The sequence below is a fragment of the Frankia sp. CgJB1 genome (assembly GCF_977947065.1).
Genome location: NZ_CDWTNB010000009.1, coordinates 18,919 through 31,383, shown reverse-complemented (window position 1 = coordinate 31,383; position 12,465 = coordinate 18,919). Strand labels below are relative to the sequence as shown.

Here is a 12,465-nt window from a genome sequence, read left to right as displayed (position 1 = left end):
CGACGGTTCCGGACACCCGTGTCACCGGGCCCGAGCCTTCGCCGCCACATCGTCCCGGTCACCTCTCCCCACATCCCCTACCTTGGCTCGCCCCGCGGTGCGCCGCGGGTTTTCTCCCGGCTCACCACCGTGGTGGGGACCGTGCACGCGGGTACGGTCAAGCCTGTGAACGGCGAGAACACCGTGACCGACAGCGAGAACGCTGTGATCGACAGTGAGAACACCGTGACCAAGGAAGTGAGTAGCGAGGTGGCCGGTCCATGGGACCGGCGGTTGCACATCGTTACCGGCAAGGGCGGTACCGGCAAGACGACCGTGGCCGGCGCGCTGGCCGTGGCGCTTGCGACCGATGGTCGTCGAGTCCTGCTCACCGAGGTCGAGGGCCGGCAGCAGATCGCGCAGCTGTTCGACACCCCTCCGTTGCCCTACCGGGAGCGCAAGGTGGCCAGCGCTCCCGGCGGCGGGGAGGTGTTCGCGTTGGCGATCGACGCGGACGAGGCCTTGCTGGAGTATCTAGAGATGTTCTACAACCTGCGGCGGGCCGGGAGGGCCCTGGGCAGGATCGGCGCGGTGGATTTCGCCACGACCGTCGCTCCCGGGGTTCGCGACGTGCTGCTCACCGGCAAGGTCAAGGAGGCGGTCAACCGGCCCGACGCCACCCGGCCGGGAGGGCTGGCCTACGACGCGGTGGTGCTCGACGCGCCGCCCACTGGTCGGATCACCCGGTTTCTCAACGTCACCGCGGAGGTGGCGGGGCTGGCCAAGGTCGGGCCGATCCGGGCCCAGGCCGACAGCGTGATGGCCGTGCTGGCGCCCGATCGGGCCGCCGTGCATCTGGTTACCCTCCTCGAGGAGATGCCGGTGCAGGAGACGGTGGACGGCGTGGCCGAGCTGACCCGTGCTGGTCTGCCGCTCGGCGGTGTGGTGGTCAACATGACCCGCCCGCCCCTGCTGCGCGCGAAGGAGTTCCGCCTAGCCCGGCGCGGGGAGCTGGACCGGGAGGAGATTGCCGCCGGGATCAAGGAGGCTGGGATGGAGCCCACCCCTGAGCTGGTCGAGGCGCTGGCCTGGGAGGCGGCCCAGCACGCCGATCGCGTCGCGCTGGAGGCGGCTGAGCGTGCGGAGATCGCCGGGCTCGGCCGCCCCGTGTATGAGGTGCCGCTGGTTGCGGACGGCGTCGACCTCGGCACTGTCTACCGGTTCGCGGAGATGCTGCGGGCGCAGCAGATGGTGGCATGAGCTCCGCGTGCCCGACGCCCGGTGCACCACGGCGGGAACCCGGGGCGCCGTCCGCCGTGCCGTCCGCGGGGCGGCGAAGGCCGGCAGCAGGGAGCGTCCGGCAGTCGGCGGCGCGTCGCGGCGGGCCGGGAACGCGCCGGACGCGTCCGCATCCGGCCGGCGTGCCACTGCTCGACGTCGACGCGATGCTCGACACGGAACGAATCGTGGTCTGCTGTGGCTCGGGTGGGGTCGGCAAGACGACCATGGCCGCGACGCTCGCGCTGCGGGCGGCCGAGCGCGGGCGCAACGTCGTCGTCCTGACGATCGACCCGGCGCGGCGACTCGCCCAGGCCCTGGGCCTGACCGCGCTCGACAACACCCCACGCGAGGTGGCCGGTGCCGCCGGTGGTCGCCTCGACGCGATGATGCTGGACATGAAGCGGACGTTCGACGAGATCGTCCTGGCGCACAGCACCCCCGAGCGGGCCGAGGCCCTCCTTGCCAACCCCTTCTACCAGTCGCTGTCGTCCTCCTTCGCCGGCACCCAGGAATACATGGCGATGGAGAAGCTCGGCCAGCTCGACGCCACCGGCACGTGGGATCTGATCGTGGTCGACACGCCCCCGACCCGGTCGGCGCTGGACTTCCTCGATGCTCCGACGAGGCTCGGGGCCTTCCTCGACGGAAGGCTGCTACGACTGTTGCTCGCGCCGGCGAAGGCCGGCGGGCGGGCGTACGTGAAGGTGCTCGGCGCCGGCCTCGGCATGTTCACTCGAGTCCTCACCAAGGTGCTCGGCGCCCAACTGCTGACCGACGTCAGCCAGTTCGTGGCGGCACTGGAGACGATGTTCGGTGGCTTCCGGGCGAGGGCGGAGGAGACCTACCGCCTGCTCGGCGATCCCGGCACCTCGTTCATCGTGGTCGCCGCGCCCGAGGCCGCGGCGCTACGGGAGGCGTCCTACTTCGTCGATCGGCTCGACGCGAAGGGGATGCCCCTCGCCGGACTGGTCGTGAACCGGATGCACCACAGCGATGCCGAGGCGCTCAACGTCGAGCGCAGCCTCGCCGCCGCCGAGAACCTCGAGGAGCACGGGGAGCATCCGCTTGCCGCCGCGGTGCTGCGTATCCACGCCGATCGGGTCCGGCTAGCGAGCCGGGAGGCGCGGCTGCGGGAGCGGTTCACCAGCGCCCATCCCGACACCCCGATGGTGGAGGTGGAGGCGTTGTCGGAAGACGTGCACGATCTGGTCGGACTGCGGGAGATCGGCGATGCGCTCGCGCGTGACGAACGGCTGGATCGGACCGCTTGATCAGATTGATCATCCTGATCGGCGAGCCCCGGTTCATCCGGGCGAGAGAACGCGGTTGACAGCGGATGTGTGTGATCCCGGACCGGGACGACGTTGTCCTCGGGCGGGGTATAGCCGGCGAAGGATCCGATCGGCCTTGGGGGACTGGTCGGACCACCGCTGAATCAGCCGGCGGAGGCCGATCTGTGATCGGCCTGGGCGTCCGTGAGCAGCTTCCGCCAGGACGTGACGTCCGGGCGGCGACGTAGCAGCGCGCGACGCTCCCGTTCGGTCATGCCCCCCCAGACGCCGAACTCGACGTGGTTGTCGAGAGCGTCCGCGAGGCACTCGGTGCGGACGGCGCAGCCGAAGCACCGGGTCTTCACCCGGTTCTGGGCGGCGCCCTGGACGAACAGCTCATCCGGGTCGAGGTCGCGACAGGCGGCGTGGGCCGTCCAGTCGCCGTCGACGGTGGAACCCACGAGATGGGTCGTGTTGGCACGGCGTGGCGTGCTGACGGTGGGGGTCAGGCTTCTGGTCATGCCACCTGCCTTTCTTCTCGAGTCCGGGTCAGGGGCCCGTGCGGGTGGTGACGTGGCGTTGCCCCGAAACCGTACGGAGTGGCGTGGCCACGGCACAGACCCCACACGGGTGGTTGTCCAAATGACTAGTCCGGGCCATTGATCCGGATCGCCATGGTAGTGCTGTCTGTGACTTCCGCATGTCTGTTGCGTGACAATGAGGTATCGGCTCGGAGGTGGTGCGGGTTCTTCATCGTTTCGTTTCCGTTTTGACGAGATTGCCCCACTGTGGGACAAAAATCGCGATGACGCCTAAAAGTAGAGGTGTGGAGCGTGGACGGCGGGGCAGCCGGTGTGGAGGTTGTCACGGTTCTCCGGGGCGCGCCCGGGACCGGCAGGGTCGCCGGCCGGGGCTGGAACTGCGACGTCCCAGCTCACGGCATTATCGGCTGCGATGGGCCGCCGCCTTGCGGTGTTCGTGGAAATCGGGGCGGCGGGGGTGGCGCTTGTTGATCGAATGTTGGCCCGTATGCTCCGACGGGTGGCCCAGCCTGGCTGGACGGAGGTCCCTGGATGACCGCGCCCCCTGGGCACCCCACGCCCGGTCGTGGGCAGTTCGAGGATTCCGCCCGCGATCGTGTACCGGGGCGCCGGTACGAGCCTGACGAACTCCGCTTCGGCGACGCCGACCAGCCCGCGCCTCGTCCCATCGCATCATCGGCCCGCCGGCTGGGGTTCGTGGCCACGCGGCTGCTCGGCGCCGGTGTGATCAGCGTGGTGGCGGGCGTGCTCGTCGGCATGCTGGCCCTGCCGGTGGTGGGGGCGGCCGGACTGACCGTCAAGGGCGGCGCGGACGACTTCCTCGACCTGCCGGCCAACCTGGCTGTCCCCCCGCTGGCCCAGGCGTCGCGCGTCCTCGACGCGCGGGGGAACGTCCTCGCCGTGCTGCGCGGGGAGCAGGACCGCGAGGTCGTGTCCCTGGGCCGCGTTCCGCCGGTGATGCGTCAGGCGATCATCGACATCGAGGATTCCCGGTTCTACGAGCACGACGGGCTGGATTACAAGAGTCTCGTCCGGGCGTATCTCACCAACCGGGAGAACGGCGAGGTCACCCAGGGCGGCTCGACCCTGACCCAGCAGTACGTCAAGAACGTTCTTCTGATGTCCGCGACGACGGCCGAGGCGAAGGAGGCCGCGACCGAGCAGACCGTCCAGCGCAAGCTTCGGGAAGCGCGTTATGCGCTGTACCTCGAAGCCCATCTGAGTAAGGACGAGATCCTCGAGCGTTATCTCAACATCGCCTACTTCGGCGATGGCGCGTACGGCGTCCAGGTAGCCGCGCAGCACTACTTCAACGTCGACGTCGACAAGCTCACCCTGCCGCAGGCGGCGCTGCTGGCCGGCCTGGTGAAAAACCCGACCGCCTTCAACCCGGTGATGCATCCGCAGGCGGCGCGGGAACGGCGCAACGTGGTCCTCGACCGCATGTTCGAACTTCATCACATCGACGCGGCGGCCTTTCACCAGGCGCACGACGGCGAGGTGGTGCTCAACCGGCCGCCCCACTCGGCCGATCCCTGCGCCGACTCGGTCGCGCCGTTCTTCTGCGCCCTCGTGCGCCAGCGGCTGCTGAACGACAGATCCTTCGCCCCGACGGAGGAGGACGCGCGCAGACTGCTGTTCGAGGGCGGCCTCACGATCAGAACGACGCTGGACCCGGTGGCGCAACAGGCGGCGCAGTCGGCCGCGACCGAGGTCATCCCGATCGGGAACCGGGTGGCGGCGAGCGTCGCGATGGTGCAGCCGAACACCGGCCAGGTGCTCGCCCTGGCGATCAACCGGGTCTACGGCCCGGCGGCGGACGGACAGCCCGCCGCTCTGTCCACGGACTTCGTCCACACCAAGGAGATCTATCCCGTCGACGAGGACTCGTTCTCCCCGGGATCGACCTACAAGGTGTTCACTCTGATCTCCGCGCTCGAATCGGGACTACCGCTTTCCACGACGCTGCACGCCCCCCTCTGCTACCACTCGAACGTCTTCCCGAACCCGGATCCCCAGGGCAAGAACTGCTACGGCAACGCCGATTCCAGCGAGGACGGTTTCTACTCGTTGACGACCGCCACCTGGTCATCGGTCAACACCTACTACATCCAGCTCGCCGAGAAGCTGGGCGTGCTGAAGACGGCCGAGGTGGCCCGTCGCATGGGCGTCACCTCGTGCCGGATCCGGCAGCACAACAACAACGATCCCGAATGCAGGGGGGTGAACGGGATCGGCCGGGTTGACGGCTCCTCCACCCTCGGATCCAACGAGATCAGCACCCTCGATCTGGCGACCGCCTACGCGACGTTGGCCGCGCGGGGCAGGAAGTGCGACGCGCGGACCGTGCTCGCGATCACCCAGCGGGTGGGCGGGACGGACCGGCCGCTTCCCTTCGACACCGGCGCTCCCTGCCAGCAGGTGCTCGACCCGAAGATTGCGGACAAGGTCAGCGCCGTGCTGCAGGGGGTCATCAACCACGGGACGGCCAGCGGGAACGGGCAGATCGGCCGGCCGGCCGCCGGCAAGACCGGCACCGCGGAGGGGTTCAGCACCGCCTCCTTCGCGGGTTACATCCCCCAGCTCGCCGCGACCGTGACCCTCGCGGACCCGCGCGGACCGACGTCGCATCCCCTGATCAATGTGAAGGGTCGCAACGTCTTCGGTGGCGGATATCCCGCCCAGGTGTGGTCCCGCACGATGATCCGGACGATCGCCGGCCTCGGGCTACCGGTCGAACCGCTGCCGACCCCGGACAACACCCAGCCCAAGGTGCCGACGAAGGTACTGCCGGACGTGGTCGGGCAGCCGCAGCAGGTCGCCGAGCAGACGCTCGTCCAGCTGGGCTTCCATGTCAGGTCGCAGCCGGTCCCGCATCCGGCGCCTCCCGGCACCGTCGTGGCGATGTCGCCCGCCCCAGGCAGTGAGGTCTCGCTCAACACCGAGGTCACCCTGCAGATCTCCGGGGGGCTGACCGGCACGGCCGTCCTGCCGGGTGGATCGGCGCTACCCGGCTTCGGAACGCTCGCCCAGCCGAATGACGGCCGATCGGCCGGGGGCGGCCAGCCGGGCACGGACCTGCGTCGGCAGCTGAACGCTTTAGGCGGCTCGGGGCCGTTGGCCCGGGAGGACGGCAGGGGTGGCCGGGGCCAGGGCGAGAGCCGGCTGCGCTGACCGGCTCACGCGGGCCGCGCGGCTCGCTCAGCCGCCCGCCAACCGGGCCTTCACGAGTGCGGCGACCCGGCCGCCGTCGGCCCGGCCGGCGACCGCGGCCTGCACGGACTTCATGGCGGGACCGATCGCTCGTGGACCGCTGACATCCAGACCCGCGAGTACCTGGTCGATGATCGTGGCCAGTTCGTCGTCGCCGAGCTGCTTCGGCAGATATTCCTCGATCACCTCGCCCTCGGCCCGCTCGCGGTCCGCCTGGTCGCCGCGACCGGCCGCGGTGTAAGCGTCGGCCGCCTCCCGGCGCTTCTTCACCTCGCGGGTCAGGACCTTCGAAACCTCCGTGTCGTCGAGGACCCGCGCGGAGCTGCCGGCCACCTCCGCATCCTTCACCGCGGCCAGGGCCAGCCGCAGGGTGGACGTCCGCAGCTCGTCACGGGACTTCATCGCGACGGTCAGATCGGCGCGCAGACGTTCCTTGAGGGTGCTCATAACCACCGGAGCCTATGGTCTGCGGGCACGGTGGTCACGCCGGTTCCGTCGGCGGGGCACCCGGTGGCGCGCGGAACCGGGCCGGGTGGCGGCAGGTCACCGTCCGCGGTGGGTGAGACTGAGACGATGAACGCGCGTCACACAGCGGCGAGGACTCTCGTGGGTGTCGCGGCCGCGGGGGCGCTCGTGTCGGCCTACGGCGGGTTGTACGAGCGCACGGCGTACACCCTGCGGAGGGTGCGGATCCCGGTGCTGCCGGCCGGCGCGCGCCCCCTGCGCGTGCTGCACATCTCCGACCTGCACGTCACCCCCCGTCAGCACGGCAAGCTCGCCTGGTTGGGGGACTTGGCCCGGCTCGTCCCCGACCTGGTCGCCCTGACTGGTGACGTGCTGTCCGCGGCCGACGCCCGGGATCCCCTGCTCGCCGCGCTGGAGCCGCTCTACTCGTTCCCCGGGGTCTTCGTACCGGGGAACAACGACTACTTCGTCCCGGCCCTGAAGAGCCCGCACCGCTACCTCCGGCGGGGCGACGAGGCCGAGCCCAAGGGCGCTCCGCTGGACTGGGCGGCCTTCGCCGGTGGTCTCGCCGCCGCCAGCGGGTGGACCGAGCTGACCAACGTGCGGGCGGTCATCGAGGTCGACGGTCGCCGGATCGACCTGCGTGGCGTGGACGACGCCCGGCTGCGCCGCGACCGGCTCGCGGTCGTGACCGGCCCCCCGGAGCCCGGCGTCGAGCTCGCGTTGGGACTGTCCCACACACCGGAACCGCGGGTCCTCGACGCGTTCACGGCGGACGGGGTGGGGCTCACCCTTTCGGGGCACACGCACGGGGGCCAGATCCGGCTGCCCCGAGTCGGGGCGCTCGTGACCAACTGCGGGCTGGACCGGGCTCGGGTTCGCGGACTGTCCCGTCACGAGGTCGACGGGCGGTCGTCCTGGCTGCACGTGTCGCCCGGGCTGGGCACGTCCCCGTTCGCGCCGCTGCGCCTCGGCTGCCGGCCGGAGGCGACCCTGCTCACCCTGGTGCCGGCCGGGGTGCCGGCCGGCGACCCCGCCCCGTCGGACCACTGAGCCCGTCGGGTATGCTTCAGCTCGGTCGCGGGGTGTGGCGCAGCTTGGTAGCGCGCTTCGTTCGGGACGAAGAGGTCGTGGGTTCGAATCCCGCCACCCCGACCAGATGACGCGTCGCACCCCGTCTCCCCGGCAGGGAGGCGGGGTTCCTGCCGCCCAGGGGGGATCGGCCGCTTCTGAGCGTCCTACCCGATTACCCGTCCACCCCACGGCCGCTCTCCCTTACCCGCACATCCTCCTCGGCCGCGAGCACTGAGCCGGCAGCTAGGCGCCGGCAGGGCACCGATCGGCCTGCCGTCTTCGGCCGATTGCTGCCCTGCCGCGTTGCGCGGCTTGCATTCGCCGAAATCCCCCCCAGACGGGGGACGCAACCAGTCCGATCAGGCCACTCAGGATAGGGATCAGTGCAGTCGACCGTAATAACGACGGCCTTCCGGGTAAGAACATCGCAACAGTTCTCCTCTGCGGTATCGGATCCGTCGCGCCGCTCACCGTCGGTGGCCTCGCTTCGAGCATATCCAGTATTCTCCTGCCGGGCTCCGGCGAAGTCGTCTGTCGGTAATCCAGATTCGTGATCGCGTGGAGCGGTTGTTCGGGTCGGCGGGAGTGGTGACGTAGTCCTTGGGTGATCTTGGTGGTGCCGGCCGGGCGCGGGATACTGATCCATCGCCGCCGTCTCGTCCCCACCGCCGGCGTCCACGCACTGCCGGGCCCGACCTCCGGCCGCCCCCGGAGCCTAATGGCGGTTGATCGCGACGGCGGTCGTCGGTGGGCCGCCGGCGAAAGGTGCTGCGGGTACGGTCCGCCGTCGGCGGATCTCCCGGACGCGCCCGTCGTGCGACGTGCCCGGGAGCCGGGTGCTCTACCGTGTACCGGAGGGGTCATAGGCTCATGATCGATCATTGGTCCGCCTACGTTAAGATCGCACCATGGAAAAGGGGAAGCGGGAGACAGTGACGAGATATCGCCGAGTGGTCGTCAAACTGAGCGGTCGCGCGATCGCCGGTTCCGCCGAATTCGGCTTCGATTCCAACGCGCTGGAGCACCTCGCCCGAGAAATCATCGCCGTCCGCCAGTCCGGCGTGGAGGTGGCGATCGTCGTCGGCGGTGGGAACCTCTTCCGTGGTAACCAGTCGGGCCGGTGGGGTATTGACCGGGTCGAAGCCGACAATATCGGCATGTTGAGTACGGTCATCAACAGTCTGTTGCTCCGGGGGAAGCTCACCGCGCTGGGTGAGGACAACCTGCGGGTGATGACGGCGGTTCCCGTTCCGGCGGTGGCCGAGCCCTACATCCGGCTGCGAGCGGTGCACCTGCTGGAGAAGGGGGCGACGGTCATCCTCGCCTGCGGCAACGGCCAGCCCTTCCTCACTACCGACTACCCGGCGGTGCAGCGGGCGCTGGAGCTCAATGCCGACGCGGTGCTGGCCGCCAAGGACGGCGTGGACGGCGTCTACGACAGCGATCCGAAGATCAATCCAGGGGCCAGGCTCTTCTCGCACCTCAGTTATGACGAGGTGATCAGCCGCGGGCTCCGGGTGATGGATCAGTCGGCCTTCATCTTGGCCCGTGACTTCGATATGCCGCTGCATATCTTCGATATCGAGCAGCGGGGCGCGATGACGGCGATCTGCCGTGGTGAGCACCGGGGGACGGTCATCTCCTCTTCGCCGGAGAAGTCCGAAGAGTTCGGGAACGAGGTGCTGGCCAGCCCCGCCGAATCGACGGCCTGATCCCGAGGCGCCGGCCACACAATCGATCTCGACGTCGGTCCCGATCTGCCCCCGAGGGGCAGGTCGAGGAAGACCGAATCCGCTTCTCGAAGGACGGGCGCGGTTTGTCTGCACGGCGGCGGACTCACCGCGGGACGCATTACGCCCGTTTCGTGGACGAAGACGACGACTCCTAACCCGGTCCCATAATTCAAGCTTCGTGAAGATACGTTCGTGAAGATACGACTGACCTAGGTTTCCACGGTCGCCGCCGACAGGTCCCCGTCCGCCTGCGCGGCTGATCGTCTCTGTTCCGGACGGCCACCACGCCAGGGATCTTGGACGTCAGTAGGAGCGGGCGATCAGGCAGACGAGGTCGTCGGCGTCGCTGCCGGCCTCGGGGATCCCGTCGTCCGGTGTCTGGAGGCACCGCACGGTGAGCGCTTCCTCGGCGAGCTCGGCCTCGCCCTCCTCGCCGACAAGGCGCCAGGGGATCCGGGCGAAGCCGGCCTGGGCGGCCCGGGCGGCCTCGGCAACGGTGGCGACGTCCGTCGTCCGGCTCTCGCGTAGGGCCAGCGCCTCGGCGTACAGGTCGGCCTGCACCTCGTCCAGCAGCACCGGCACCCGCGCGGCGGCCTCGGCCAGCGGCACCGGCACTTTCTCGGAGGTGTCCCGGCGCACCAGGATGACGTTGCCCGCGGCCAGGTCCCGCGGACCCACCTCGACCCGTACCGGGATGCCCTTGATCTCCGCGTCGGTGACCCGCCGGCCGAAGGACAGCCCAGGACGGGCGTCGACCCGCACCCGAAGACCGGCGTCGGTCAGCGCGGCGGCGATCTGGCGGGCATTCGTGACGACGGTCTCGTCGTCGCGCACCGGCAGGACTACGACCTGCGTCGGCGCCAACCGGGGCGGGACACGCAGGCCGTTGTCGTCGCCATGCGCCATGATCAGCCCGCCGACCATCCGGGTCGAGCAGCCCCACGACGTCGTCCACGCCAGGTGCCGGGCTCCGTCGTCGCCGAGGAAGTCGATGTCGAAGGCGCGGGCGAAGTTCTGGCCGAGCTCGTGACTGGTCGCCATCTGCAGGGCCTTGCCGTCGCCCATCATGCCCTCGCAGGTCATCGTGTTGGTCGCGCCGGCGAACCGTTCCCGGCGCGTCTTCACTCCGACGAACACCGGGACCGCCAGCACCTGCGTCATGAAGTCGCGGTAGACCTCGAGCGCGATCCGACGGGCGTAGGCCGCGGCATCGGCCTCGTCGGCGTGCGCGGTGTGGCCCTCCTGCCAGAGGAACTCGCTGCTGCGCAGGAACAGCCGGGGACGCAGCTCCCACCGGACCACGTTCGCCCACTGGTTGAGCAGCAGCGGCAGGTCACGGTAGCTCTGGGTCCACTTGGCCAGGTATTCGCCGATCACGGTCTCGCTGGTGGGCCGGACGACTACGGGCTCCTCCAACTCCTTGCCGCCACCGATGGTGACCACCGCCAGCTCCGGGCTGAAGCCCTCGACGTGCTCGGCCTCCCGGCGCAGGTAGCTCTCGGGGATGAACAAGGGGAAGTAGGCATTGACGGCCCCGGCGGCCTTGATCCGGGAGTCCACCTCGGCCTGCATGCGTTCCCAGATCGCGTAGCCGTACGGTCGGATGACCATCGTCCCGCGGACGGGGCCGTTGTCGGCCAGCTCGGCCTTGGCGAGCACGTCCTGATACCAGCGCGGAAAGTCGGTCGAGCGGGAGGTGAGTACAGCCACCCCGCCACGATATTGCCTCGACCACGGCTCGTGGCCCCGGGGACCGGCACTTGTTGTGTCCCCGCCCCGGCGGGCGTCCCCGGATGCCGCTCGGAAGGCGCCTCGCGCCGGTCGCGGTCGTCTCGGCTGACGGCCCGTCGCCAGAGTGGACGGTCGCTGAGGGGACGGTTCAGGTCCGGCCCGGATCGCCGCCGCGTCCGACCGGCTGCCCGTCGACCCCGCGCCGAGAATCCCGCGAAACCTCCTGGAATACCAGTGAGACGTCCACGTCGCCGTGATGGCTGACCAGCGCGGCCGTGGGGGGGACGAGGATCATCGCGGTGGTCAGGTCGGCGGCGGTGGCTCCCGGGGCGAGGAGCAGCTCGTGTTGGACGAGTAAGCCGTCGTTGACGGTGACCACCTCGGCCAGTGACCGTGGCCGTCCCCCGATGACCGGACGGGGTTCCGGCAGGAGATCGTCGCTGTCGACGGTGTTCATGTTCTGGTCGTCCTCCGTTGTCGTGTCGCGTGTCGTGCCGCGTCTGGTTGGTGCCGCCGGCACGGGGGTGCGCAGCGCCGGCCCCGGGTCGTCCGGCCGACCGGGCGCGGCGGTACCCGCGGGCTCTGCGCCATGCGGTCTGCCGCTTGCCGGACCCCGCCGATCCGCCGCGTGACGGGACATCGTCGTCCCGCCACGCGGCGGTGGCTGGTCGTGGCGCGCTTCATCGCCGGGCGGGACGGCTCCCGGTGGGCGGGCCGGCGCAGGCGGATGCGCTGGTCGGATGGAACGGACGGGTCGTGCTGCTCTTCGGATACGCCGTTGATGCTGTCAGCCACATCGATGTTGCTTTACAGCAAAGCACGAGAACGCGGGGTTGGCTACCGGCGATCTGTGCTCAGAGTGGACGTCTGGTAACAGAGAACGAAGATCCCGATCAGCTGCGTAGCGCGGCGCGCGGGTTGGCCGCTTCGCCGGCTCCGTCCCACTGCGTCGCAGGGCGCGGCGCCCCGGGTCGGACATGACACGCGTCGGTGAACTTTCGGTGCTTGCCGCGTCGGAAGGTTGGCAGCGATGGTGCCGCTCGATGACCGTGAATGATCCAGTTCCGGCGGCTCGGCGATCTTCCTGTCAAGCTCTCGCCTGTTCCTGTCCGTTCTCTCCAGGCTTCCGTCCGTTCTCGTCCACTTCCGTCCGTTCTCGTCACGCTCCTGTCCGTG

At 69.8% G+C, this 12,465-nt stretch carries 9 protein-coding genes and 1 tRNA gene; 6 read left to right on the top strand and 4 right to left on the bottom strand.

The window, feature by feature from the left end; genetic code table 11:
* Positions 1 to 207 precede the first annotated feature (207 nt).
* Positions 208 to 1,239: an ATPase BagA gene (gene bagA / locus AC08OT_RS02320; RefSeq protein ID WP_476591562.1), complete on the top strand. Its 1,032-nt coding sequence runs from the start codon at positions 208 to 210 to the stop codon at positions 1,237 to 1,239.
* Positions 1,236 to 2,531: an ATPase BagB gene (gene bagB, locus AC08OT_RS02315; RefSeq protein WP_476591547.1), complete on the top strand. Its 1,296-nt coding sequence runs from the start codon at positions 1,236 to 1,238 to the stop codon at positions 2,529 to 2,531. Before bagA ends, bagB begins: the two co-directional genes overlap by 4 nt.
* Positions 2,532 to 2,695: 164 nt before the next feature.
* On the opposite strand, the gene AC08OT_RS02310 is transcribed toward bagB, so the two are convergent.
* Positions 2,696 to 3,052 (bottom strand): WhiB family transcriptional regulator, encoded by a 357-nt coding sequence (locus AC08OT_RS02310; protein WP_462185921.1) that lies wholly within the window; start codon positions 3,050 to 3,052, stop codon positions 2,696 to 2,698.
* 552 nt (positions 3,053 to 3,604) lie between these two features.
* Between AC08OT_RS02310 and AC08OT_RS02305 the strand changes: the two genes are divergently transcribed.
* On the top strand, positions 3,605 to 6,247 hold the full coding sequence (locus AC08OT_RS02305; RefSeq protein WP_476591546.1) for a penicillin-binding protein: 2,643 nt from the start codon (positions 3,605 to 3,607) through the stop codon (positions 6,245 to 6,247).
* 27 nt (positions 6,248 to 6,274) lie between these two features.
* On the opposite strand, the gene AC08OT_RS02300 is transcribed toward AC08OT_RS02305, so the two are convergent.
* Positions 6,275 to 6,733, bottom strand: coding sequence for a GatB/YqeY domain-containing protein (locus tag AC08OT_RS02300; RefSeq protein ID WP_476591545.1), 459 nt, complete (start codon positions 6,731 to 6,733; stop codon positions 6,275 to 6,277).
* 126 nt (positions 6,734 to 6,859) lie between these two features.
* On the opposite strand from AC08OT_RS02300, the gene AC08OT_RS02295 reads away from it, so the two are divergent.
* The 3 genes from AC08OT_RS02295 to pyrH all read left to right on the top strand — a co-directional run bounded on the left by AC08OT_RS02295 (position 6,860) and on the right by pyrH (position 9,537).
* Positions 6,860 to 7,804: a metallophosphoesterase gene (locus tag AC08OT_RS02295; protein ID WP_476591544.1), complete on the top strand. Its 945-nt coding sequence runs from the start codon at positions 6,860 to 6,862 to the stop codon at positions 7,802 to 7,804.
* A gap of 28 nt (positions 7,805 to 7,832) precedes the next feature.
* Positions 7,833 to 7,909: transfer RNA gene (locus tag AC08OT_RS02290), tRNA-Pro, on the top strand.
* A gap of 824 nt (positions 7,910 to 8,733) precedes the next feature.
* A complete protein-coding gene (pyrH, locus tag AC08OT_RS02285) occupies positions 8,734 to 9,537 on the top strand; it encodes a UMP kinase (protein WP_462203087.1) in 804 nt (267 codons plus the stop codon).
* A 324-nt stretch (positions 9,538 to 9,861) separates the two neighbouring features.
* Here the strand turns inward: pyrH and proS are convergent, their stop codons facing one another.
* Both proS and AC08OT_RS02275 read right to left on the bottom strand, forming a co-directional pair.
* Positions 9,862 to 11,268: a proline--tRNA ligase gene (gene proS, locus AC08OT_RS02280; protein ID WP_476591543.1), complete on the bottom strand. Its 1,407-nt coding sequence runs from the start codon at positions 11,266 to 11,268 to the stop codon at positions 9,862 to 9,864.
* A 169-nt stretch (positions 11,269 to 11,437) separates the two neighbouring features.
* On the bottom strand, positions 11,438 to 11,746 hold the full coding sequence (locus tag AC08OT_RS02275; RefSeq protein ID WP_476591542.1) for a hypothetical protein: 309 nt from the start codon (positions 11,744 to 11,746) through the stop codon (positions 11,438 to 11,440).
* Positions 11,747 to 12,465 lie beyond the last annotated feature (719 nt).